We start from the raw sequence: 24,366 nt of genomic DNA, 5'->3' as shown, positions 1-24,366 counted from the left end.
GGAATAGGAAGTCATCTCTTTAGGGTGGGACGTGTGTGCTCGCAGGAAGGTAGCCTTGCAGATCAAGAATACGCTGTGCCTCTTTATGGCGAGCTTGATAAGCTCGCTTTGACGGTCGAAGGCCGTGCCACTGGACTCGGAGCGTCCACCTTCGTATGCTGTGCGGGGAGCGCCATTCAGACGCGGGCTCCCAGAGCGGTATCCAGAACGGTGTCAAGAGAGGTATTTTGAGACGTATCCGAACCATTACCGGGTCGACCGTAAAACGTGCTTTGCCGGTTGCGATCGCTCTTGCGTTGCTGCCGGTTGCCAGTGTGCCGGTTTTCGCCCAGAGCTGCACGACCCAGGCCGCGCTACAGCCTGCTTTACGCGACACACTCGCGGGCGCTGCCCATACGCTGGGGACGGCGGTCAAGGCCGGCGATATCGCCGCACTCAAGGCCATCACGATCCCGGAGTACGCCAATAACTTCGCCCCGACCGAATACCTGGTGCGGACGACGAGCGAGAAGCTCGCGGGCAACAACCTGAGCGTGACTCAGCTCTATGTGCTTGATGCAACTGCGCGCAAGGCCGGCGATACGAGCGAGGCCGACTTTAGCTGCCCGCTGAAGGGCACTACCTCCGAGGTGGATTTTTCCATCGCGGCGCTGCCTCCCGGACGCTATGCTTTTGCGATGGTTGAGGCCACAGGTGGCGCTCATCCCTGGCTGCTGTCGTTCCTGTTGCAGGATGCCGGCGGATGGAAGATGGCCGGGTTTTATCCGCACGCGCGTTCCGCCGCCGGGCACGACGGTCTCTGGTACTGGACTGCCGCACGCGAGCATGCAAGGACGAAGCAGTCCTGGCTGGCGTGGCTGTACTTCCGCCAGGCGGATGAACTTCTGAGTCCGGCGAGCTTTGTCACGAGCACGCTGCTGGATAAGCTGCATTCGGAGCAGAGGATAGCCGCTCCCCCCGAACTTGCCGATATGCCAGAGGGGCCGAGCACTACGACACCGCTCGTCCTCAAGGCTGCTAATGACGTAGAGTTCCGGTTCACCTCGCTCAGCAGCGAGAGCGCGCCTGACGATAAGAGTCTTCACCTGGTGCTGCACTACGCGGCGGATGCCAACGCTACTGCGGAGGCGCTTCACACGCACGGCGAGGCTGTCGCCAAGGCCCTGATCGATGCCCATCCGGAGTTGCGACAGGGTTATAGCGCTGTGCTTGTCTTTGGAGATATCCCGCAACAGAACCCCGTGGTTCTTTCTCTGGACATGGATAAGATTCCCTGAGCTGTAACAGGGATCGATTCAAATGACGGACAGCGTCTTTAAAGATAAAAACAAACGATAAAGATCGTAAAGATAGAACAACTGAAAGATCTAGCTGCATTTGGAGGACGATGATGCCAAAAACACAAAAGTCACTGGCCCAGGCGATTCGCGACCGGCGTGCTACCCCGAGTTTCGATGGGGAGCCGATTCCCGCCAGCGACCTGCGACAGATTCTGGATGCGGGATTGCATGCTCCAAGCGGGTACAACATGCAGCCGTGGCGCTTTATCGTGGTGCAGCAGCCGGAGCAGCGCAAGCGGTTGCGCGCGGCAAGCTACAACCAGGCCAAGATCGAGGAGGCCTCCGCAGTGATCGTTGCCTGTGGCGACCGCGATGGCTGGCGCAAGGATCTGGACGAGATGCTGCGGATGGGTCGTGCCGCGGGGATGCCGGAGAGTTATGCCGCGCAGGCCGCCAATAGTGTCCCGTCCTATCTGTCGGGCTTTACCGACGAACAGATGCGCGGATGGCTGAACAAGCATGTGATGATGGCCCTTACCTCGATGATGTTGATGGCCGAGGTGATGGGCTATGACACCGCACCGATGGAAGGGTTTGAGCAGGCCAAGGTCTGCGAGACGCTGCGGCTGCCGATGAGCTATTGGGTCGTCGGCCTGCTGGCCGTTGGGCAGCTTCGTGGGCCTGACAAGTACGATGGCGGACGCTTCGATATCTCACACACGGTGTTCGGTGAGGAGTATGGCAAGCCTCTGAAATAAAGCTTGGTGTGGTGAGTCATTTCGTTCATTGAAGAAGGATGGTTTGTTCAGCGAGGACGGAGGGAGCCGTAGCCTTTAGGCTACGGAAATAGAGGCATAGCAAAGATGTGGCCTTTAGGCCCGGGCCTTCTTTCGGCTGCGAACAAAAGGCCCGGGGCTAAAGCCCGATTCTTGCCTGGCCCTTATTCCGTAGCCTAAAGGCTACGGCTCCCTCCGCCTCGGTAACGCTGAAGCGTCACGGAACGCGCTTCGCGCTATGGGGAATCCGGGTTATTCAGCGAATGAATGACTCACCACGCTAGTAGAGTGGATAGCAGTTGTTGTAAAACGAGGATCTGCGATGAGAACGCTGCTACGCCTGTTCCTGTTGGTCATTGTGCTCGGACTGCTGGGCGGCCTTGCTTTCTATGAGCGGCCACTCTGGGTCCAGAGGCAGAGCATCCACCTTGGCCTGTTCCTGGCGCATGTTCATAGCAACTACGTTATGACTCCCGAAGGCCGTGTGCACTACTACGAAGCGGAGCCGCCTATCTCCGGTGGCGGAGTGCCCCTGGTGCTGGTACATGGCCTTGGCGATAGCTCCGAGAGCTGGGCTCCGATGCTCAAGCGGCTGAAAAAGGCCGGTTTCCACGTCTATGCACCGGACCTTCTCGGCTATGGCCGTTCTCCCAGGCCCGCAGACAGCGACTATTCCATGGATACGCAGGCGAAGTTCGTGGTGGACTTTATCCAGGCGCTTGGCTTGCAGAAGACGGATATCGGCGGATGGTCGATGGGGGGCTGGGTCACGCTGAAGGTCGCGCTGGATCATCCTGAGTTGGTGGATCGCGTGGTCCTGTACGACAGTGCCGGTCTGGCGTATGAGCCGCAGGATATCTCGGTACTGTTTCATCCTGCCGATGGCGCAGCGCTGCAACGGCTTGCTGACCTTCTGGAGCCCCACGGTGGCACGGTGCCTGCGTTTGTTCGGCGGGATGCCTTGCGAGCCTTTGCCGCGAACCAATGGGTCGTCGACCGCAGCATGCAATCCATGCGGTCGGGCAAAGACGTGGTGGATGCGAGGCTGAGCACGCTTGTACCGCCGTTGTTGATTGTGTGGGGCTCGGACGACCAGTTACTGCCACTGTCGGTCGGACGGCAGTTTCACGATCTCGATCCACGGTCTGAGCTGGATATTGTCGAAGGGTGTGGACATCTGGCTCCGAAGACCTGCCCGTCAAAGGTGGCTTCGGCTACGGCGGACTTCCTGAAGACGAATCCTGCACCTTCGGGGAGTGTGCGTACGCTTGCGCGGATGCATTGAGTTTTTAGGGGCGGGTCGTTAGAGTGAAGTGGGTTTCACCTTGGGCCTCTTGCCTGCATCGGCAAACGGCCCGGGGCTAAAGCCCAATTTATTGCCTAGCCATATTCCGTAGCCTAAAGGCTACGGCTCCCTCCGTCTCCCCGATGCTGAAGCATCGGGGAACGCGCTGCGCGCAATTGGATTACACGCTCTAAGGCTCTGAATCGGCGGCCGGGTTCCATTGGAACGCGTTGGGTTGTGGCAGGCCCATATGCTGCAGCACGCGGTGGACATAGTTGTGCGCGATGTCTTCGACCGTCTGGGGATGGTTGTAGAAGGTGGGAATCACGGGAAAGATCGTGGCTCCTGCCTCGGAGGCTGCGGCCATGTTGCGGATGTGGATGAGGTTCAGCGGCGTTTCGCGTACGCACAGGATGAGCCGCCGCCGCTCTTTGAGGCAAACGTCGGCGGCCCGTTCGATCAGGTTTCCCGCCAGTCCATGGGCGATGCCGGCGAGCGTTCCCATGGAACAGGGGAGCACGATCATGCCGTTGCAGGGGTAAGATCCGCTGGCGATGGGGGCGCCGATATCTTCATAGGCGAGTTGCACGATCTTTGTGGAGCTTCGGCCAAGTAGCTTTTCTACCATGGAGTTACGGCCGTTAATACCGGATTCCTCTGCCAATACCCGCAGTGCACTCGGCGAGACCACCAGGTGGACGTGTGCCACGCGCTCGTCTGCATCTAACAAACGAAGCATTTCGCGCGCGAAGAGCGAACCACTCGCTCCCGTAATGGCCAGCGTCAGATTTCGGACGGCTGCGTTTGAGAAAGGCATCTAGGTCGATTATCTCGCAAATATTCAATGCTTTTGCGCGCGACATTTTTTGTAAAGGCGACGTTTAATTAAAGTGAGTGGTAGTGCAATCCGGCAAAACGGGGTGTCCGGAGCTGTTACGCCCAGGAGGACCTCGATGAGAGCCCAGGAAAGGCATCTACGACAATCCGGTAGCATTCCGGGCTTTTGTGGCGTGACCTCAGCTCTCTTTTGCCTGGTTCTGTTGTTCGGTCTACCGGTGCACGCTTCGGTGGCGGTGCTGGTCGAGCAACCCTATGGCGGATTGTCCAGAATCAATCCTGCCGGCCACTCGGCCGTTTACCTGGATCACGTGTGCGCGGAGTCGCCGACGAAGCTGCGGGCTTGCCGGGAGGGCGAGCTGGGTGTGGTCCTCAGTCGCTACGACGGCATCGACCAATATGACTGGCTTGCGATGCCGCTGGTTTCTTACCTGTACGCGGTGGACTCTCCGGAGCAGATTCCCGAGACGATGGATCGTGCGGGCGAGATTCTGATACGCGACGCCTATCGCCGGGCTCATCTTGAGGCGATTGCACCTGATCTCGAGGATGGAAAAGCGCCTCCGGGCAACTGGTATCAACTGGTCGGCTCGTCGTATGACCGTACGATCTACGGCTTCAGTGTGAAGACCACTCCCGAGCAGGATGCGGGACTGATTGCCGCGTTCAATGACCGCAAGAACGTCGAGCGCTATAACGGAGCGTTTATCAACTGTGCGGACTTTGTACGGGTGACGATCAATCGCTTCTATCCTCACGCTATTCATCGCAATTTTATTGGGGATTTCGGTATCACCTCGCCGAAGTCCGTGGCACGCGGATTGGCGCACTATTCGGTCAAGCATCCGGAGACCGGGTTGCAGGTGTTCGTGATTCCGCAGGTGAAGGGGGAGATTCCCCGAAGCCATGCCATTCAGGGTGTGTCTGAGAGCCTGTTGAAGAAGTATGGTGTGCCGTTGATCGTGCTTTCGCCCACGACCACCGCCGCGATCTTTGTGGCGTATATCAGCCATGATCGTTTTGCGATGCCAAAGAATGCTCCCACGCTGGACCTCCGCGAGGCGGAGGCGAAGAATGTGGCGGTTGCCAAGCCGGTTGTGCCTTCCGGAAGGACGGTGTTGACGAAGGGAGGCGCGGTTGTGCCTGCTGCTACGGCGACGCCGGGTACGGTAGCGTCGCCAGCTACAGCCAATGGGGTGACGGAGGAGTAGGTTTCTTCTAGTGGTGAGTTGTTTTCGTCCGGTTCTAGCCCCTTCGGGGCTAAGCTTGGCCCGAATCTCATTTTGTACGATTCCCGAATTGCCAGAGTGTGTCCCCAAGGCCCTTGTTCCGTGGTGATCAGTCCGTCATTAACGAGCTACGAGCTACGAGTTACGAGCTACGAGTTGAGAGTTGAGCTAGTGCGAAGGCGATGATTGTTGGTCCTTGCAGGCCGGTGCGTTGTTCGGCTTCGGAGCTCAGTTTCTCTTCCAGGGGACGCCAGCTCTGATCCATCTCGCAACGAGCGACTTCGCTGGCGGGGGCGTCGATGAAACATAGTTCGCAGACGCCGAGGCCGTCGTCTTCATTGCGCACAGGAGGCCCGAAGGTGCGGCATTGCACGGGTCGGAAGGCGTACAGGTCGCAGGTGCCGGTGACTGGGTCGAGCACAGGGCAGGGCTCTTCGTTCGCGAAGTCGTCGAAGGCCTCTTCGTGATGGGGTTCGGTGAAGAGCAGGCCGGTGGCAGGGTCTCCGGGGAAGTCGCGGCTGAGCCGGCTTCGCGCTGCTTCGACGCGAATCCCGATGCGATGGGCGACAGCAGGATCGGCGGCGGCCAGGCCTGTGCGCAGCGTTTCGGCGTCGAGCTGCGAGATCGGGAAGACGCCGATGCAGCACTGATGGCAACCGGGTTTGCAGGCGAGCCACTCCCCAGAGCGGATGGTGGTGTCGGCAAGGGCGGCGTCCAGGATGGGAAAAAGCTCGGTGATGGGAGGACTCCTATTCGTTAGCGCCTGGCTGGGAGCACCCAGCGGTTCCAGACGATCAGCCCGATGCATGGCACGAGGAATACGGTCAGTTCGTCGAAGACACGGATTTCAACGACCACGCCGACGAGCAGCATCGCCAAGGCCCATAGCGGCAGCAGGATGGCGACGGAGCGTGCCAGCGCGCGGTCGCTGATCCAGCGATAGCTGTGGATCAGCAAGGGCAGGGTGAATCCGAAGAGCCCGAGGAGCAGCGGCCACTGGAAGGGGTTCAGCAGAGATTTGAGGTTGTGCAGGAGATGGAGGTCGAAGAAGCCTCCTCCTTGCTGCCCGGCTTCGAAGCCATTCTGCAGAAAGTGATGATGCAGCCAGAGACGAAGCGCGACCCACACAATCGCCTGGATCACGACGTGCGGGACGATGCGGCGCATGGCTGCCGCCCGCGATTCGGAGGTGTTGGCGCCGAACCAGGCATAGAGCACGAGAAAGACCGTGATGAAGCAGAAGGTCTCGCGGTTGAGCGTGCCGACGAGGAAGACTGGCAGTAGCAGCCAGTAGCGCTGCGTGAAGACCAGCCATACTGCGAGGCTGAAGAGTGCGAGGGAGGGGACGTCGTAGGGCAGGGAGTAGCTCAGGCCGTAGACATCAACCAGGTTGAAGTACGCCATGTAGAGCGTCAGGAGCGCGGCCCAGGAGGCAAACTGATGGTCATGAGTGAGGTGTAGAAGGCTGGCTCGTGCTGCCAGGATGGCGGCCAGCATCGAGAAGAAGGCTGTAAACAGGAGAACGACCAGATAGGGGTTGTGAAATTCCAGTGGCAGGTGGGAGGCGAGCCGGAGCAGCAGCGGAGCAAGATGGCTGTTGCCGGCGGTCAGGCCCAGCACCCAGGCCATCAGGACGCGGCCCTGGTAGGGAAGCTGTTCCTCTCCGTGGGAGTAGCGCACCAAGTTCAGGAATTGGGGGCTCCTCCAGACGTACAGCACGGAGAAGTGTGCGCAGGCGAGCACCACGAAGGCCAGCCAGCCCAGGCGTGCTCTGGAGTTGGGCGTGACGGGGGTGGAGACGGCTTCCATGCCGCCATCGTCTCATGGCACGGCACGGGGCGGAAGCAAAGAATTACAACGGGTACGATACCGGCGATACGCAGGTTTGCCTAAGGCTTCCGCCATGGGCGATACTATCGGGGCCGCTATAAGGAAATATTTCCCACGACGGACATCTCGGACGGAAGGTAACACCATTTCATGTCAACATCTGGCACCGCCAGCCCACAGGCAGCGGATATTACGCCTGCCAAAGGAAAACTAGGAATTATGATCCCCGGAATGGGAGCGGTTGCGACCACTCTCATCGCCGGCGTGGAAGCGGTTCGCCGCGGCTTTGCCAAGCCCATCGGGTCGATGTCGCAGATGGGTACCATTCGTCTGGGCAAGCGCACCGATGACAACACCCCGCTGATCCGGAACTGGGCTCCCCTTGCAGACCTGAACGACATCGTCTTTACCGGCTGGGATATCTTCGGCGGCAATCTGTATGACGCTGCGAAGACCGCCGGTGTGCTCGACCGCGACCAGCTCGAGAGCATGCGGCCCTTCCTCGAATCCATCGAGCCGATGCCTGCTGTGTTCGACCAGCGCTGGGTCAAGCGTCTCGACCCGAAGGTGCAGAAGATCGGCAAGAACAAGTGCGACCTCGCGAACCAGATTCGCAATGATATTGCGGAGTTCAAGTCGAAGACCGATCGCCAGGTGATGATCTGGTGCGGTTCGACGGAGATCTATATCGAGCCCAAGCCCGTCCACATGACGCTGGAGGCCTTCGAGAAGGGTCTTGTCGAAGACGATCCGGATATTGCTCCCTCGATGCTCTATGCGTGGGCCTGCCTGAAGGAAGGCATTCCTTTTGCGAACGGTGCACCGAATCTCACGGTCGATATTCCTGCGCTGCAGGAGCTGTCGAAGAAGATGAACGCGCCGATCTGCGGCAAGGACTTCAAGACCGGCCAGACGTTCATCAAGACCGTCCTCGCGCCTGCCTTCAAGACCCGCCAGCTCGGCGTCAGCGGCTGGTACTCGACGAACATCCTCGGCAATCGCGATGGCGAGGTTCTCGACGATCCGGACAACTTCAAGACCAAGGAAGTCTCCAAGCTCGGGGTCCTCGAGCACATCTTCCAGCCGGAGAAGAACCCGGAACTCTATGGCGATATCTTCCACAAGGTTCGCATTAACTATTATCCGCCACGTGGTGATAACAAAGAGGGTTGGGATAACATCGACATCTTTGGCTGGCTCGGTTATCCGATGCAGATCAAGGTCGATTTCCTCTGCCGCGATTCGATCCTGGCGGCTCCGCTGGCGCTTGATCTTTGCCTGTTTATGGATCTTGCCGCTCGCACGCCGACGTTGCGCGGGCTTGGGATTCAGGAGTGGCTGAGCTTCTACTTCAAGGACCCGGATACGGCTCCTGGGGTCTATCCCGAGCACGATCTGTTTATCCAGTCGATGAAGCTGAAGAACACGCTGCGGCACATTATGGGCGAGGATCTGATTACGCACCTTGGCCTGGAGTACTACGGCGACTAGTTGGTTTTTTAGGAAGATGAAAGGCCCTGCTGATGCAGGGCCTTTTGTTTTGTGGCTGAGCGGGGCATTTGTGCCGCTGCGGGCGGGAAGCAGGTTCGCTCGCTGCGCTCGGAATGACAACCAGAAAGGCAAGAGCAAAGGCAAAGGCGGAAGCGGATTCCCTGCGGGAATGACAGCAAGAAAAGCAAAAGTTTATCTAATCCTGAATCAGGTTTGTGATCTCCGGCCAGAGGGTTTTTACGCCGGCTTCGGTCTTGGAGGAGACCGGGAGGATGCGATCGACGTTGTGGGCCTTTTTGAGGGCTGTGAGCGACTTCGTCAGCTGGTTGCCGCCGAGGCGGTCGGACTTGGTGGCAACGACCAGGTAGGGTCGCTGCATCTGCTGCAGCGCGTTGATCAGCATCGTGTCGCTCTCCTGCGGGGGGATGTTGGAGTCGACCAGGCAGATGCAGAGGGAGAGCTGTTCGCGCTCGTTCAGGTAGGGTTCGATGAAGGTGGGCCACTCCGCGGAGATCGACTTCGAGATCTTGGCGTAGCCGTAGCCGGGCAGATCGGCGAAGATGAGCGAGGGGCGGGCCGCAAACTTCTGGGGTGTTCCGTCGTGGAGCGCGAAGAAGTTGATGGCGCGCGTGCGGCCGGGTGTGGACGAGACCTTCGCTTCCTTGGAGCCGAGCAGTTTGTTGATGAGCGAGGACTTGCCGACGTTGGAGCGGCCCAGGAAGGCGACCTCGGGGGCGTCGCCGGTGCGGACGCTGTCCGGGAAGTGGTCGGGGCTCATCGCGGAGAGAAGGAACTTCGGAACGAAACGCATAAGTTTGAGCTTACCTGCTTCCGTGGATGTTTCGGGATTGCCCCGTTCGATGAAATGGCGATCGTATGAAATTGAGAGACCTAAGGTTGGAGTTTGGCACGAAACCAAGCCCCGAAGGGGCGACGCTATACCAGCCCAGGGTGAAGCCCTGGGTTTTGGTATCCCACGGAATTCAGAGCCCTGAAAGGGCGACCTATCGTGGTTGGCATCGATAGGTCGCCCCTTCAGGGCTCGACATTTTATTGGCGTCAAACCCAGGGCTTCGCCCTGGGCTGGGATATATCGCCCCTTTGGGGCTTGGTTTCGTGCCAGGTTCTGATTGCCAATGCTCAATGTTGATTTTTGATTCTGAGACGCGCCGTTTCATGTTCATACGATTGGCCTAGTCTGATGGAGCACCCTTACGGCTTGCGCGGCGCATCTATCGAGTTGCGGCTATGCGCGAGTTGCGCCTGTTGCGCGCAGAGTTACCGATTACGGTGGGCCAAGGCTCTACTACTTCACGTTCAAGTTCGAACACAGATTGAGGACAAATGGAACGCACATTGTTGCCGGGAAAACCCTATCCGTTGGGCGCTACGTCCAGCCCGCAGGGAACGAATTTTGCTCTGTACTCGGAGAATGCCACCGCTGTGAAGGTATGTTTCTTCGATGAAGCCGGCAAGCAGGTAGATTGCATCGCCCTGAAGGAGCGGACAGCCTTCGTCTGGCATGGCCTGGTTCGTCACATCAAGCCCGGGCAGCGGTATGGCTTTCGCGTCGACGGCCCCTGGGAGCCGGAAAAGGGGCTGCGCTTCAACGCCTCCAAGCTGCTCGTCGATCCCTATGCCAAGGCACTCGCAGGCGAGGTGGACTGGAAAGCCCCCATCTTTCCTTACGATATCGAGTCTGGGGACGATACGAAGAAGTGCGGCAAGGACAGTGCGGACGGCGTGCCCAAGAGCATCGTGATCGACAGTACGTTCGACTGGGGTAGCGATTGTCCTCCGCAGACGCCGATCGCCGATTCGATCATCTACGAGATGCATGTCCGGGGTTTTTCGAAGAACAATCCCGAGGTGCCGGAGAATCTGCGCGGCACGTATGCCGGCCTCGCGCACGATGCGAGTATCGGGTACTTGAAGAAGCTGGGGATTACCGCTGTTGAGTTGCTGCCGGTGCATCACTTCATCGATGAGGGCGACCTGATCGATAAGGGCCTGCGCGATTACTGGGGCTACAACACGCTGGGCTATTTCGCGCCGATGTCGCGCTACAGCTCCAGCGGCGACGACGGCGAACAGGTACTCGAGTTCAAGCAGATGGTGAAGCGGCTGCACCAGGAGGGCATCGAGGTCATTCTTGACGTGGTTTACAACCACACGTGCGAAGGCAACGAGAAGGGCCCAATGCTTTCGATGAAGGGCGTCGACAACACGACGTACTATCGCACCCTGCAGGACAATCCGCGCTATTACATGGACTACACCGGCACGGGCAATACGCTCAATGCCTATAATCCCCAGGTGTTGAAGCTGATCATGGACAGCCTGCGCTACTGGGTGTCGGAGATGCACGTCGACGGCTTCCGCTTCGATCTGGCCTCCACTTTGGCGCGCGAGCTGCACGATGTGAACAAGCTCGGCGCGTTCTTCGATACGATCCACCAGGATCCGACGCTGGCCGATGTGAAGCTGATCGCCGAGCCGTGGGACGTTGGCGATGGCGGCTACCAGGTGGGCAACTTCCCGGTGTTGTGGGGCGAGTGGAACGGCAAGTATCGCGACACCGTGCGACGCTTCTGGAAGGGCGATAGCGGACAGCTCTCGGAGTTCGCGTATCGCTTTACAGGGTCCAGCGATTTGTACCAGGGAGACGGCCGTACTCCGGCGGCTTCGATCAACTTCATCACGGCGCACGATGGCTTCACGCTATGCGACCTGGTCAGCTACAACGAGAAGCACAACGAGGCCAACGGCGATAACAACCAGGACGGTGCGAACGATAACGATAGCTGGAACATGGGCGCGGAAGGGCCGACCGACGATGCGAACATCAACAATCTTCGCGAGCGCCAGACGAGAAACTTCCTGGCGACGTTGATGCTCAGCCAGGGCGTGCCCATGCTTGCGGGCGGTGACGAGTTCTCTCGTTCGCAGCGCGGCAATAACAACTGCTACTGCCAGGACAATGAACTGACCTGGTACGACTGGAAGTTGGATGATTCGAGAAAGCGTCTGCTGGAGTTCACGGCAAAGCTCATCGCTCTGCGCAAGGAGCATCCGAACCTGCATCGGCGCAGGTTCTTTCAGGACCGCCAGATTCGCGGCTCGGTGGTGCGGGATGTCGCCTGGTATGGCACGGATGGAAACGAGCTTTCAGACGAGACATGGGGTGAGGGCTGGAACAGGTCGCTGGCTGTGATGCTCAACGGCAAGACGCTGGGTGTGATGGATGAAGATGGCCATCAGGTCTTCGACGATAGCTTTTTGATCATCGTGAATGCCGCGGACCAGGGAGTGGAGTATATGCTGCCGGAGCCACCGAATGGGGTTCCGTGGAAGCAGGTGCTCGATACGGAGAATATCGACGATCCCTTTAGTGAGGCCGAGGTTGCGGAGAAGGTGATCGTTGGTGGGCGTGCGGTGCGAGTCTATAGCGATTGCGGCGAGCATGTGGGTCAGGCGGAGAAGCATCGGCCGGCAAAGACGCTGTAAGGTTTGTGCGTTCAGTTGCGAGTAGCGAGATTCGAGTTGCGAGTCTCGTTGCTCGCGGCTCGGATCTCGCTGCCGATTGTTTTGAAGGTGTGAGCCGCAGGATTAGCGGGCTGGGCTCAATTTCTCGTAGGCCGAGATTTGGTCGAGGGTGAAGCGGTGCATGTCTTCGCCTGACTGCCAGGCTTTGTACCAGTCGACCAGCCAATGCAATGTGGTTTCGAGTCGCAGGCGAGGGTGCCAGGCGAGCTCCGCGCGGGCGCGGCTGGCGTCGAGCTTCAGGTAACCGGCCTCGTGGACACCGGGGTCTTCGTCGAGCTTCCAGCTGGCGTTGCCGCCCCAGAACTGTGTCATGCGCTCGACGATCCAGCCGACCTCCTGCGCGTCGTCGTCGGAGGGGCCGAAGTTGAACGCGGTGGCGTAGCGGGGATCGTGGGTCAGCAGGTGCTCGGCGAGCAGGATGTAGCCCAGCAGGGGCTCCAGCACGTGCTGCCACGGACGGATTGCGTGCGGACGGCGGATGAGTACAGGCTCGCCGACGAGGAAGCCGCGAACGAGATCGGGGATGAGGCGGTCGAGCGACCAGTCGCCTCCGCCGATGACGTTGCCGGCGCGACCGGTGGCGAGGGCGCACTGGTGCTCGGCAAGTTTGCTGACGGGGAAGTAGCTCTGGCGATAGGCCGCGGAGACGATCTCGGCGCAGGCCTTGGAGCTGGAGTAGGGGTCGTAGCCGCCGAGGGGATCGGTCTCGCGATAGCCCCAGAGCCACTCCTTGTTTTCGTAGCACTTGTCGGTGGTGACGCTGACGACGGCGCGAACGCTGGGTGTGCGGCGTACGGTATCGAGCACGCGTGCCGTGCCGATGACATTGGTCTCGTAGGTGCCGATGGGGTCTTCGTAGCTGTAGCGCACGAGCGGCTGCGCGGCGAGATGGAAGACGACCTCGGGAGCGAAGTCGCGCAGGGCCGGCTCGAGCTTCGACGAATCGCGAATGTCGCCGCGAATGTCTTCGATCACGCTGCCGATTTTGGCCGCCGTGAAGAGGTTGGGTTCGGTGCTGGGATCGAGCGCGTAGCCGCGCACGATGGCGCCTTTAGAGGCGAGCCAGAGGGCCAGCCATCCGCCTTTGAAGCCGGTGTGGCCGGTGAGGAAGACGCGCTTGCCTTGCCAGAGATTAGGCCGGGCCGTGGACGTTGGCGTTGCGTTTTGCGTCGAGCTCAAAGGTCGTTCCCTCAAGGGCCAAAGCCCGATGGTTACAGTATGGCTTGTGGCGCGATTACCAGATCTTCCAGGGAGCCTTGCCTTTGCTCCAGAGATCTTCGAGTTGATGTTTGTCGCGCAGCGTATCCATGGCCTGCCAGAAGCCGTGATGGAAGAAGGCGTGGACTTCGCCCTCTGCGACGAGCTTCTCGATGGGCTCGCGTTCGAACATCTGCGCATCGTCGGTGACGGCCTCGATGGCCTCGGGAGAGAGTACGAAGAAGCCGCCGTTGATCCAGCCGCCTTCGTCCTGCGGCTTCTCCTGGAAGGAGTAGATCTGCGTGTCCTTGAGTCCGAGGGCTCCGAAGCGGGCTACTGGCTGCACGCTGGTAAGCGTGACCTTCTTGCCGTGCTTCTTGTGGAAGGCGATGGAGGCGGGAATGTCTACGTCGGCCACGCCGTCGCCGTAGGTCATGCAGAAGGCCTCTTCGCCTTCGAGATACTTTGCGACACGGTGCAGGCGTCCGCCGGTGCCGGTGTTTTCGCCGGTGTCCACGAGGGTGACACGCCAGGGCTCGGCGTCGGTGTTATGCACGATCATCTTGTTCTCCTTCATGTCGAAGGTGACGTCGGAGGTGTGCAGGAAGTAGTTCGCGAAGAACTCCTTGATGATGTAGCCCTTGTAGCCGCAACAGATGATGAAGTCGTTAATGCCGTACTGCGAATAGATCTTGAGGATGTGCCAGAGGATGGGACGTCCGCCGATTTCCACCATCGGCTTGGGACGGAGGCTGGTCTCTTCAGAGATGCGAGTACCGAGGCCGCCGGCAAGAATGACTGCTTTCATGTGTTTGCGTCCTTTGTGAGGCTCCCTCTATGGTATCGCGCGGTGAGAGGGCAGTTTGCTGTCTATTGCTATGACTGTATTTCGGGGAGTTCAGTTGTCAGTTGTTAGCCCCTTTGGGGCTAGGGTGGTGACACTCCGCAAATTTTGCGTATGTCCTGACTTTTAATTTGCGTAAATCTTCGTTGTTCTGAGAACGGACAACAGGCAACCGTTTCTCTTGCTTTGCTATCCTTGCAAGTATCTATGAGTGAGCGGTCTGAGCAACTACGTCAACAAATTCTCCAACTTACTGCCGAGTTTCATGCCGAGGCCTTTGCCAGGCGTGATTTCGTGCCGGGCAGCTCGGTGGTTCCGGTTTCAGGCAAGGTGATCGATGCCGCCGATATGAGCGCCGTGGTGGACTCCGCGCTCGATGGCTGGTTTACGACAGGCCGCTGGGCCAAGGACTTCGAGCGCAAGCTGGCGCGGTTCTTTGGGCTGCGGTCGGCGTCGCTGGTGAACTCGGGCTCGTCGGCCAACCTGGTGGCGCTGTCGGCTTTGACCTCGCCGAAGCTCGGCGACCGGCAGTTGAAGCCGGGAGACGAGGTGATTACGGTCGCTGCGGGCTTTCCGACGACGGTGAATCCGATCTTCCAGAACCGGCTGGTGCCCGTGTTTATCGACGTGACGCTGCCGACCTACGAGATCGATGTGACGAAGCTCGAAGACGCGCGCAGTGAGAAGACCAAGGCGGTGATGGTCGCGCATACGCTGGGCAATGTGTTCGATCTCGATGCGGTGGTTGCGTTCTGCAAAAAATACAACCTGTGGCTTGTGGAAGACTGCTGCGACGCGCTGGGTTCGACGTACAACGGCCAGAAGGTAGGCACGTTCGGCGATATCGCCACGGTGAGCTTTTATCCGGCGCACCACATCACGATGGGCGAGGGCGGAGCGGTCTTGACCGACAAGCCCGCGTTGCAGGTGTTGATCGACAGCTTCCGCGACTGGGGTCGTGATTGCTGGTGTGAACCGGGTGTGGATAATACCTGTGGAAAACGATTCGACTGGCAGTTGGGCACGCTGCCCTGCGGGTATGACCACAAGTACACGTACTCGCACGTGGGCTACAACCTGAAGGCGACCGATATGCAAGCCGCGCTGGGTGTCAGCCAGATTGCGAAGCTGCCGGAGTTCATCGAACGGCGCAAGGCGAACTTTGCGTATCTGAAGAATGCCTTGAAGCCTCTGGAGCAGTATGTAGTTCTGCCGGAGGCGACGCCGAAGAGCGATCCGAGCTGGTTTGGATTTCCTATCGGCGTGAAGGCGGATGCTCCTTTCAAGCGCGATCAATTGACCAAGGCTCTGGAGGCTCAGAAGATCGGCACGCGTCTTTTGTTTGCGGGCAATCTGCTGCGCCAGCCTGCGTATGAGGGGTGGGAGTATCGCGTGGTCGGCGAGATGACCAATACCGATTACGTGATGAACCATGTGTTCTGGATTGGGGTCTTTCCGGGGCTTACGAACGAGATGCTCGATTTCATTGCGAAGACGGCGATTGAGTTTGTGGAGCAGGCGAAGGCCGGGTTGCTGGTGGTTTAGGTTTTGTTCGTTTGATGTGAAGGTGCACCTACGGCAGAGATAACAATCTCTGCCGTAGGTGTTTTTGTCTTTGCTTTTCTGGTTGTCATTCCGAGCGCAGTGAGCGAACCTGCTGTCTCCCGCTCTTGGCTCGGGTCGCCCAAAAGATATTGGGCAGAACTGGAAGGCCAACTCTTATCCCAGCGCATAGCGTTTTCGGAGTTCTTGGCAAAGAACGGGAGACAGCAGGTTCGCTCGCTGCGCTCGGAATGACAAGCAAGAAAAGCAAAGACAAAAGCGAAAGCAAAAGCAGATTCCCTACGGGAATGACAACCAGAAAAGCAAGAGCAAAGGCATTCTGTTCGGTTGCATGACGAGGTTGAAGGTCAGTTAGATGTCGCCTTTGACTGCGTATCCATGCCAGGCGGCGGTGCGTCGCAGCGCTTCGTCCAGCGGGATGGTGACCTTCAGCCCGAGTTCGTCGCGGGCGCGTTCGATGCTGGGGACGTAGCTGTTGAGCGGGGCGGCGGGGTTGGGTGTGCCGTCGATCTGGAGGGGCAGGCCGGGCCGCAGGAGGGCCGCGGTGAGACGTGCTGCTTCCGCGATGGTGTGGCCCTTGTCGGAGCCTACGTTGTAGGCGCGGTTGGCTTGTCCGCGCGTCAGCATCGTCCAGAGCCAGAGGCTGAGATCGGCCATGTATAGCCAGGAGCGGCGAGGTGTGCCGTCTCCCTTGATGTGGATCGGCGTGCCGGCGATGGCCGCTCCGAGGAAGTTGCCGATGGCGAAGTGCTGATCGAGAGGAAGGTGCGGGCCGACGAAGGCGAAGCAGCGGGCGATGACTGCCTGGAGGTCGGTTCCGTGCGAGTAGGCCACGCAGAGGTGCTCGGCCATGCGCTTGGCTTCGTCGTAGGAGCTTTGCAGCAGTAGAGGGTCGGGTGCGCCGGTGTAGGTCTCAGGCGTGTGTTGCAGCGTTGTAGAGCGGCCGTAGACCGCGCCTGTGCTGGTGTAGAGCAGGCGGGTAGCCCCGGTCTCCCGTGCGAACTGGAGGACGCGGCGGGTGCCTTCGAGGATGGACTCGGCGAGTTCGTAGGCGGGACGAGCGGCTTGTTGGCCGCCGGAATCCGTCGCGGCGTGCAGAATGTGCGTGTGCGGTTCGGTGGGGAAGGGAAAGGTGCGGATATCACCTTCGAGGAGGGTGATCGCTGGGGCATTTGCAATGTGCGGCGCTTTGCTCTGGAAGGAGGCGGCGTTGCGGGTGAGGACCGTCGCGCGGACGTTCAAGGAAAGCTCACGATTGGCATGGAGCAGCGACTCCAGCAGCCAGTGCCCGAAGAAGCCAGTGCAGCCGGTGATGAAGAGGCGGGCGTCCTGCAGTGCGGTAAACGATTCGCGCGCATGCTTGAGGATGTGGGCGAGGTCTTCGGCGGGCAGGGGGCGAGGTGCCATCTTTCCAGTATGCCTCTTGTGAGATTGTGAGAGTGCAATTCACACGATTCATTGATGAGTCTATGGCGGTCTGTCGCGCGTCTCATCCGAAGACCATGAATCAGAAAATAGCCTCCACGGATCAACTATCGGGTGTCGAGTCGCGCGGGCGCTTCTCGCATGCGTGGCGGGCGTTGCGGCACCGCAACTTCAAGCTCTACTTCGCGGGGCAGAGCATCTCGCTGATTGGCACCTGGATGACGCGGGTGGCGACGAGCTGGCTGGTCTATCGGCTGACGAAGTCGGCGCTGCTGCTGGGAGTTGTCGGATTTGCGGGGCAGATCCTGGCGTTTGTGCTGGCTCCGGTGGCGGGCGTGATCGTGGAGCGGCTCGACCGGCGCAAGCTGCTGGTATGGACGCAGGTGCTCGCGGCAGTACAGTCGCTGGCGATGGCCGCGTTGACGCTGGCGAAGATCATTACGATCAACGAGATTATTGCCCTCAGCGCGTTGCAGGGACTTATCAATGCGTTTGATATGCCGGGGCGGCAGGCGTTTACCGTGCAGATGGTCGAGGACAAGAAGGACCTCAGCAATGCGATTGCGCTGAACTCGTCCATCGTGAACCTGGCTCGGCTGATAGGACCGGCGCTGGCGGGCATTGTGATCGGTGCGGTGGGCGAGGGCTGGTGCTTCCTGATTGATGGCGTGAGCTACTTCGCGGTCATAGCCTCACTGCTGGCAATGCGGGTGAAGCCGCTGGCCATGCGCCGCGCGACGACGTCGATGCTGGAACAGTTGCAGGAGGGCTGGTCGTATGTGAGTACCTTTCGGCCGATCCGCACGATCCTGCTGTTGTTCGCTCTGCTGAGCCTGATGGGCTGGCCGTTCATGGTGCTGCTGCCGATCTTTGCGGGCCAAGTGCTGCATGGCGGTCCGCACACGCTGGGGTTCCTGACGGGGGCTTCGGGTATCGGCGCGCTGGTCTCGGCGATATCGCTGGCGATGCGCAAGAGCGTGGTGGGTCTGACGCGGATGATCCAGATTGCCGCTGCGATGTTCGGCGGAGGATTGATCCTGTTTGGGCTGTCGCATGTGTTGTGGCTTTCGCTGCTGCTAATGCTGTTCGTCGGCTTTGGCATGATGCAGGGACTGGCGGCGAGCAATACGGTGATCCAGACGCTGGTGCCGGAGGACAAGCGCGGGCGCGTGATGAGTTACTACACGATGGCGTTTGTGGGGATGTCGCCGTTCGGCAGCCTGCTGGCGGGCGGATTGGCGCATCGATATGGAGCGCCGCATACGGTGATCCTGACCGGGGCGTGCTGCGTGTTGGGGGCGGCTTGGTTCACGGTCGAGCTGCCGGCGGTGCGGAAGATTATGCGGCCGATCTACCGGGAGATGGGATTGCTGAGTGATCGTGAATCTAATCTGGAAGAGGGTGTAGGAACGTAGTAGTAAACGCAAAGAGACGCGCCATGGTGGCGCGTCTCTTTGTAAGGTTGACAGCCGTTAGCGTACGACGACGGATGAGATGCGGTCGTTCCAGCCGCGAAAGGGGCCGTTGCTGGTGTATCCCAAATCGGGAACGGTGCCAAAGTTGACGCTTGGGCCGCTAAAGTTGCGGGCTGCGAAGGCAGTTACGCGAACGCGCCCAAAGGTCCGGATGGACGAGATGCTGTGACCATAGCCCCCCGGGAGAAATGGCAGACGGTCGCCGGCGCGAACGCAGAAGCGACGGCCACGGAAGTTTGCATCGGTAAAGAAGCAGGCTCCACGGTCAGGCGTGGGGTAGCGGTCCCACTCGGGACGATAGGTGCCAGGCTGGCCGTTATAGTTCCATGGGCGGTTTTGGGGTTGTGGGTACTGCGCTTTGGCCACGCCGGATGCGCCGAGGACGATGAGAGCAGCGAATGCGAGAACGATAGGCTTCATGACAGACTCTCCAGATTATTGAGTTCAGAAGCGACGATTCACGATATGGAAGAGCGGCGAAGGATAGACGCTCTCGTATAGCGTGAATATCGTCTCAGGAAAGGTACCACTCAAAACCTGGTTTGGGCTGTATTTCTATGGTTCGCGTAAGGTCCTTAGGCTCCGTGCCCGTGGAGAAGCTCGACGAAAGCGGTGTGGCCTTTTTGGGTAGCGATGCTGAGCGGGGTATCGCCCTTGCCGTTGAGGGCGACGAGGTTTGCACCCTTTTCGATGAGGAGCTGGCCCAGCGGGACGGAGCCTTCTACAGCGGCGAGCATGAGGAGCGACCAGCCGTTCTGGTTGGTGAGGTTGGGGTCGAGGTGCTGATCGAGCGCGGTGCGAAGGGCTTCTTCGTCGCCACGCTTGATCACGGTTTGGGCTGCGCGATAGGAAAGGGGCATGATTATTCCGCCAACTGCTGCGGCTTCTTGCCGAAGTTTGCGCCGAAGTAATAGCGCTCCACCACCATGCAGTAGATGTGTTCGAGCGCGAGGTGCGACTCCTGGATGTTCATTGTCACGTCCGAGGGGATGATGACGTTGATGTCGGCGAGCTCTGCCATCGCTCCACCCTTGTTGCCGGTGTAGGCGACGGTGTGGATGCCCAGCTTCTTCGCGAGCTTCAGGGCCTTGACGCAATTCTTCGAGTTGCCGCTGGTGGAGATCGCGAGCAGCACGTCTCCTTCGAGGCCCAGGGCTTCTACCTGGCGCTCGAAGACGTTGTCGTAGCTGTAGTCGTTGCCGATGGCGGTGAGGATGCTCGAGTCGGTGGTGAGGGCGACTGCGCGCAGGGCAGGGCGGTCGATGGTGAGGCGTGAGACGAACTCGGCGACCAGGTGCTGGGAGTCGGCGGCGGAGCCACCGTTGCCGCAGACCATTAGCTTCTTGCCTGACTTCATAGCTTCGGCGGTGATGCGGCCGGCTTCGACGACGGCGGTGTGGATAGCCTCGTCGTTTAGGACTTTAGTCATGGTCTCGATGGACTGGGCGAGTTGTTTGCGGATGAGATCTTGCATGGGACTCCTGGGGTGGGGCTGGCGAAGAACGGGAGGAAGCAGGTTCCTCGCGATGCTCGGAATGACAACTAGAAAGGCAACAGCAGAGACAAATGCAGAAGCAGATTCCCTGCGGGAATGACAACTAGAAAAGCAACGTCAAAGGATTAAGACGGCGATGGGACGTTGGCGGTTGCCGCGACGAGTGGGTTGCCGGAGGTGATGCCGTTCAACGCTACGGGGTTGGGCTTGGGATAGCCGAAGCCTGAATCGAAGTTGAGTCGTTCGAGCTCGACGGCGTAGGGGCGATGCTGTAGCTGTGTGTAGATCGCACCGACGTACTCACCCATGATGCCGAGGAAGACCAGCATCAGCGACTGGATGAAGAAGAGGCCGATGATCATGGGTGCGACGCCGACTGTGAAGGTCGACCAGAAGAGCAGCTTGGCGAGCAAGTAGCCGAGGGCGATGACGAAGCTGAGCCCCGCACCGAGGAAACCCGCAAAGGTAGCCAGGCGCAATGGCACCTTCGAGTGGTTGATGATGCCCAGCATGCCGATGTCGTACAGCGTGTACCAGTTGTTCTTGGTGATGCCGAACTTGCGGGCGGGCTGGTCGTAGAGCAGCTTGACGGTGGGCAGGCCGATCTCGGCGATCATGCCGCGAAAGTAAGGGTACGGGTCGTCGAAGGAGCGCACCAGCTCCACTACCTTGCGGTCGTAGAGGCCGAAGCCGGTGTAGTTCTGGATGGTCTCGATGGAGCTGAGGCGCTCGGCGAGCCTGTAGTACTGTTTGCGCAGCCAGAACATCAGCGAGTTTTCCTCGCTGGTGCGCTTGATGCCGAGCACGCAGTACGCGCCGTTCTCCCACTCGCGAATCATGTCGGCGATCATCGGCGGCGGGTCTTGCAGGTCGGCTACGATGGAGATCACGCAGTCGCCGCGGGACTGAAAGAGCGCGTGGATCGGCGAACGGATGTGGCCGAAGTTGCGCGAGTTCACGATGATTTTGACGTTGGGGTCATCGGCGGCGATCATCTTCAGGATGGCGACGGTGTTGTCCTGCGACGAGTTGTCGATGAAGAGATGCTCGTACTCGTACTTGCCGATGCCGACCATGACCTCGCGCACCTGGTTGTAGACGTTGAGGACGTTTTCTTCCTCGTTGTAGCAGGGCGTCATGATGGTGATGGTCTTTTGGCTCACTGAGATAAGACTCCTGAAGGGTTGGGTCAAGTTTATCTGATGCGAAAATTGTCGTCCGCGTGGGACAGAAACTAGGCGGCGGGTTTGACCTTGAAGGTCACCTTCTTGTGCCCGATGAAGCTGTAGATCGTGGTGAAGCCCATGACGATCGCGATGGCGAGGTAGCCGGCCATGGCCCTGCCGGTGGCGACGTGCTGCAGGAGTGCCAGCGGTTTGCCTCCGAGATGGCTTTCGACAGCGCTCAGGAAGGAGTGAAGTGAGACCGCATGGCGATGGATGACGGACTGCAGGAGACGCGTGATCGCCGCCAGTGCGATCAGGCCTGGAATCATGCTGGTGCCGTAGACGGCGAAGCACTTGAGCCACTCGCTCAGATAGTTGCCCTTTGTGCGGAAGACGAAGAACTTGTAGCCGAAGTAGGCGACAGTGATGTTGAGCGGAGTTGAGATGATCGAGGCCAACACGGCCTTCAGAGAAAGAAGCTGTTCCGGGTGAAACAGGTTTAACAGGGTCAGCGCTACGACCGAGGTGGTGTATCCGAACACTGAGTTGAAGACGCCGACACAGAGATAGCGCACGAACTGGCCGCCGGGAAAGAGGCTGGCGAAACCACGCTTCTGCGGTGCGTCGACTTCCGGAATCGCCGGAACTCCGACGACGGGCAGGGGCTCGCGGGACTGAGTGGTTTCGGGGTTCAATAGGAGCTCTCCTGTGGGTTGAGGGCCTTGCCCCTGAAGCAGGTTATAGGACGCTGCGGCCGCCATCGACGATGAGGTTCTGGCCCGTCATGTAGGAGCTGGCGTCCGAGCAGAGGAAGAGGACAGCGCCCTGGTACTCGTCCTTGTGGGCCATGCGTCCCATGGGGATGAGCTGGTGGAGCTTGGTGGTGAACTCGTCGGGCTGATCGGCGAAGACGCCGCCGGGGGAGATCGCGTTCACCCGGATGTTGTGCGCGGTCCAATAGGTGGAGAGATAGCGTGTGAGTCCGATCAAGGCGGTCTTTACGACCGAATAGGTCACCGGCTTTACGGGCTGCTGATCTTCGGGGAGACCTTCTTTGCGATAGAGACGCTGGTCGGGCGCGATGACGCCGAGGTCGCTGGCGACGTTGAGGATGACACCGGTGTTGCGCTTCACCATCTCCTGGCCGAAGATGCGCGAGCAGAGGAAGGCTCCGGTGAGGCCGACGGCGATGTCGTCGTTCCAGATCTTGAGCGGGAAGTTCTCCAGGCGCGACCACTGCTTTGGCTCGGCGTGGGGATGGGATTCAACCTTCGGATTGTTGGCGGCGTTGTTGATGAGGATGTCGATGCGGCCGAACTTGGCGAGGATGGCGTCGCGGGCCTCTTCGAGCGAGGCCTCCGAGGTGATGTCCGCGGCGAGACCGAGGCACTCGGGGCCGTGGGCCAGGGTGAGCTGCTCGGCGCGCAGTGCAGGGTTGGCGCCTGCGAGGTCGAGCAGTACGACGTGGGCGCCGGCAGCGGAGAGAATCGCTCCGTGGTGATAGCCCAGTAAGCCTGCTCCGCCGGTGATGATGGCGACGCGGCCGGTGAGATCGAAGAGGGTCTGTGCGCGGTTGGGGACGGTCGTCATAGTGGTGTGTCTAGTATCGCAGGTGGTCGGTAGTAGAGGAGTCACGATATGAAGAGGAAATGCTTGCGCGGCCACGGGTCAGAGCCCCGAAGGGGCGACCTATCCCACCCTGGGTTATGTGGTCAAAGAAAGTTGAGCGCTGTAAGCGCGACCTATCGTGCAGCCGCGATGGATCGCCCCTCCAGGGCTCTACCTTCTCTGGGGTCGTAACCCAGGGTTCCGGCGACACGGCGAGCAAAGAACGCTCGCCAGCCGCCTCCACCCTGGGCTGGGATAGGTCGCCCCTTTGGGGCTTGTACCCGTGGCCGGTTGTTAAAGACTGCGTGTCTGGCCGCCGTCCATGACGTAGCAGGACCCGGTGGCGAAGGCTGCCTGCGGCGAGCAGAGGTAGACAGCCAGGGAGGCAATCTCTTCCGGAGTGCCAAAACGCTGCTGGGGGACTTCGTTGTGCAGCATGGCCTCGACGGACTCGCGGCGGGTATTCAGGTGGCGCTCCCACGAGCCGCCGGGGAAGTAGATGTTGCCGGGAGCGATGGTGTTGACCCTGATCTTCTTCGAGCCTAGCTGGCGCGCGAGGTTCTTGGAGTAGTTCACCAGCGCGGCTTTGGCGGCGGAGTAGGGCAGAGGGGCGGGTGTGGCCTCGATGGCCACGATGGACGAGATGTAGAGTATGCTGCCGCCGTTGGGGTTGGAGAGCAGGTCGGGAAGGACGGCCTGGGTCAGGCGCGTCGAGGCGAAGAAGTTCAGCTCGAAGAGGCGCTCCCACTCTTCCTCGGGCTGGTCCCATCCGGGCTTGCCGCTGCCGGTGCCGAGGTTGGCGATGAGGTGGTCGATGCGGCCGAAGTGATGGACGGTGCGCTCCAGCGCGCGGGAGATCGTGGCGGCATCGGCGAAGTCGCCGCGAATGGCGAGGATGCGGTCCTGGTTGATCGGTGTAGTGAGTTCGATCTGAGTACTGCGCAGCGAAGTCTCGTCGCGCCCCGTGAGCACGACACGCGCACCTTCCTCGAGCAGCGCGGCAGCGATGGCACGGCCGATTCCACGGGAGGAGCCGGCGACGAAGACGACCTGATTGTCGAGACGAAGATCCATGCGGGTAGTTTAGAACGATGGAGCTGCGAATGTGTCTCTGGTTGTCCCTGTGTTGTCTGGGGTGCACGAAGGAAGGCAATTCAGTCGTTGCGGCTACGCCTTCACTCCGGCCTGCGGCAGCGAGGTACGGGCCTTCGGCCCGGCGTTATTGGCATGGCTGAAGCCATGCCCTTGTATCTTGCGATGTGAGGCGTAACGATGGGTTACGTTTTGGCGGAGAGGCCGTCATGCCCTGAGGCCAGCGA

At 59.9% G+C, this 24,366-nt stretch carries 22 protein-coding genes; 8 read left to right on the top strand and 14 right to left on the bottom strand.

Features of this window, described 5'->3' with window-relative positions:
- Positions 1-227: 227 nt before the first annotated feature.
- From HDF15_RS00115 to HDF15_RS00105, 3 genes are all read left to right on the top strand, one after another.
- The gene (locus HDF15_RS00115; RefSeq protein WP_184252256.1) at positions 228-1,277 is read left to right on the top strand and encodes a hypothetical protein; all 1,050 of its coding nucleotides are present in this window, start codon (positions 228-230) and stop codon (positions 1,275-1,277) included.
- Positions 1,278-1,390: 113 nt separating this feature from the next.
- A complete protein-coding gene (locus tag HDF15_RS00110; protein ID WP_184252571.1) occupies positions 1,391-2,038 on the top strand; it encodes a nitroreductase family protein in 648 nt (215 codons plus the stop codon).
- A gap of 340 nt (positions 2,039-2,378) precedes the next feature.
- Entirely contained in the window at positions 2,379-3,341 is a 963-nt protein-coding gene (locus HDF15_RS00105; protein ID WP_184252255.1) for an alpha/beta fold hydrolase, read from the top strand.
- 190 nt (positions 3,342-3,531) lie between these two features.
- Here HDF15_RS00105 and HDF15_RS00100 read toward each other — a convergent pair whose 3' ends face one another.
- Entirely contained in the window at positions 3,532-4,158 is a 627-nt protein-coding gene (locus HDF15_RS00100) for a UbiX family flavin prenyltransferase (RefSeq protein WP_184252254.1), read from the bottom strand.
- Positions 4,159-4,294: 136 nt separating this feature from the next.
- Between HDF15_RS00100 and HDF15_RS00095 the strand changes: the two genes are divergently transcribed.
- On the top strand, positions 4,295-5,389 hold the full coding sequence (locus HDF15_RS00095; RefSeq protein WP_184252253.1) for a hypothetical protein: 1,095 nt from the start codon (positions 4,295-4,297) through the stop codon (positions 5,387-5,389).
- Between the two features lie 160 nt (positions 5,390-5,549).
- Here the strand turns inward: HDF15_RS00095 and HDF15_RS00090 are convergent, their stop codons facing one another.
- Positions 5,550-6,215 carry a YkgJ family cysteine cluster protein gene (locus HDF15_RS00090; RefSeq protein WP_260330736.1) on the bottom strand — a complete coding sequence of 222 codons (666 nt, stop codon included), beginning with the start codon at positions 6,213-6,215 and terminating at the stop codon, positions 5,550-5,552.
- Positions 6,164-7,216 carry a hypothetical protein gene (locus tag HDF15_RS00085; RefSeq protein WP_184252252.1) on the bottom strand — a complete coding sequence of 351 codons (1,053 nt, stop codon included), beginning with the start codon at positions 7,214-7,216 and terminating at the stop codon, positions 6,164-6,166. Before HDF15_RS00085 ends, HDF15_RS00090 begins: the two co-directional genes overlap by 52 nt.
- A 171-nt stretch (positions 7,217-7,387) precedes the next feature.
- Between HDF15_RS00085 and HDF15_RS00080 the strand changes: the two genes are divergently transcribed.
- Positions 7,388-8,728 (top strand): inositol-3-phosphate synthase, encoded by a 1,341-nt coding sequence (locus HDF15_RS00080; protein WP_184252251.1) that lies wholly within the window; start codon positions 7,388-7,390, stop codon positions 8,726-8,728.
- Between the two features lie 196 nt (positions 8,729-8,924).
- Here the strand turns inward: HDF15_RS00080 and yihA are convergent, their stop codons facing one another.
- Complete coding sequence (gene yihA, locus HDF15_RS00075) at positions 8,925-9,539, bottom strand: ribosome biogenesis GTP-binding protein YihA/YsxC (RefSeq protein ID WP_184252250.1); 615 nt, start codon at positions 9,537-9,539, stop codon at positions 8,925-8,927.
- 533 nt (positions 9,540-10,072) lie between these two features.
- On the opposite strand from yihA, the gene glgX reads away from it, so the two are divergent.
- Positions 10,073-12,235, top strand: coding sequence for a glycogen debranching protein GlgX (gene glgX / locus HDF15_RS00070; protein ID WP_184252249.1), 2,163 nt, complete (start codon positions 10,073-10,075; stop codon positions 12,233-12,235).
- A 102-nt stretch (positions 12,236-12,337) separates the two neighbouring features.
- Here the strand turns inward: glgX and rfbG are convergent, their stop codons facing one another.
- The gene (gene rfbG, locus HDF15_RS00065) at positions 12,338-13,453 is read right to left on the bottom strand and encodes a CDP-glucose 4,6-dehydratase (RefSeq protein ID WP_184252248.1); all 1,116 of its coding nucleotides are present in this window, start codon (positions 13,451-13,453) and stop codon (positions 12,338-12,340) included.
- Positions 13,454-13,508: 55 nt separating this feature from the next.
- Entirely contained in the window at positions 13,509-14,279 is a 771-nt protein-coding gene (rfbF, locus tag HDF15_RS00060) for a glucose-1-phosphate cytidylyltransferase (protein WP_184252247.1), read from the bottom strand.
- Positions 14,280-14,522: 243 nt separating this feature from the next.
- Between rfbF and rfbH the strand changes: the two genes are divergently transcribed.
- Positions 14,523-15,860, top strand: a complete 1,338-nt coding sequence (gene rfbH / locus HDF15_RS00055; RefSeq protein WP_184252246.1) for a lipopolysaccharide biosynthesis protein RfbH — start codon at positions 14,523-14,525, stop codon at positions 15,858-15,860.
- A gap of 369 nt (positions 15,861-16,229) precedes the next feature.
- Here the strand turns inward: rfbH and HDF15_RS00050 are convergent, their stop codons facing one another.
- On the bottom strand, positions 16,230-17,285 hold the full coding sequence (locus HDF15_RS00050; protein WP_184252245.1) for an NAD(P)-dependent oxidoreductase: 1,056 nt from the start codon (positions 17,283-17,285) through the stop codon (positions 16,230-16,232).
- A gap of 95 nt (positions 17,286-17,380) precedes the next feature.
- On the opposite strand from HDF15_RS00050, the gene HDF15_RS00045 reads away from it, so the two are divergent.
- The gene (locus HDF15_RS00045; RefSeq protein WP_184252244.1) at positions 17,381-18,718 is read left to right on the top strand and encodes an MFS transporter; all 1,338 of its coding nucleotides are present in this window, start codon (positions 17,381-17,383) and stop codon (positions 18,716-18,718) included.
- Between the two features lie 57 nt (positions 18,719-18,775).
- Here HDF15_RS00045 and HDF15_RS00040 read toward each other — a convergent pair whose 3' ends face one another.
- From HDF15_RS00040 to HDF15_RS00005, 7 genes are all read right to left on the bottom strand, one after another.
- Positions 18,776-19,198, bottom strand: coding sequence for a peptidase inhibitor family I36 protein (locus tag HDF15_RS00040; RefSeq protein ID WP_184252243.1), 423 nt, complete (start codon positions 19,196-19,198; stop codon positions 18,776-18,778).
- A 155-nt stretch (positions 19,199-19,353) separates the two neighbouring features.
- Positions 19,354-19,638, bottom strand: coding sequence for an ankyrin repeat domain-containing protein (locus HDF15_RS00035; protein WP_184252242.1), 285 nt, complete (start codon positions 19,636-19,638; stop codon positions 19,354-19,356).
- A gap of 2 nt (positions 19,639-19,640) precedes the next feature.
- Positions 19,641-20,252 carry a D-sedoheptulose 7-phosphate isomerase gene (locus tag HDF15_RS00030; RefSeq protein ID WP_184252241.1) on the bottom strand — a complete coding sequence of 204 codons (612 nt, stop codon included), beginning with the start codon at positions 20,250-20,252 and terminating at the stop codon, positions 19,641-19,643.
- Positions 20,253-20,398: 146 nt separating this feature from the next.
- On the bottom strand, positions 20,399-21,436 hold the full coding sequence (locus HDF15_RS00025; RefSeq protein ID WP_184252240.1) for a glycosyltransferase family 2 protein: 1,038 nt from the start codon (positions 21,434-21,436) through the stop codon (positions 20,399-20,401).
- Positions 21,437-21,507: 71 nt separating this feature from the next.
- On the bottom strand, positions 21,508-22,134 hold the full coding sequence (locus HDF15_RS00020) for a GtrA family protein (protein ID WP_184252239.1): 627 nt from the start codon (positions 22,132-22,134) through the stop codon (positions 21,508-21,510).
- 43 nt (positions 22,135-22,177) lie between these two features.
- Positions 22,178-23,029 carry an SDR family oxidoreductase gene (locus HDF15_RS00015; protein WP_184252238.1) on the bottom strand — a complete coding sequence of 284 codons (852 nt, stop codon included), beginning with the start codon at positions 23,027-23,029 and terminating at the stop codon, positions 22,178-22,180.
- A 312-nt stretch (positions 23,030-23,341) separates the two neighbouring features.
- Positions 23,342-24,121, bottom strand: a complete 780-nt coding sequence (locus tag HDF15_RS00005) for an SDR family NAD(P)-dependent oxidoreductase (protein ID WP_184252236.1) — start codon at positions 24,119-24,121, stop codon at positions 23,342-23,344.
- Positions 24,122-24,366: the final 245 nt, after the last annotated feature.

Source organism: Granulicella mallensis, from assembly GCF_014203225.1.
Taxonomy (GTDB): Bacteria; Acidobacteriota; Terriglobia; order Terriglobales; family Acidobacteriaceae; genus Granulicella; species Granulicella mallensis_A.
Note: the sequence above shows the minus strand (reverse complement) of the source record. Positions and strands in the feature narration are given on the sequence as shown.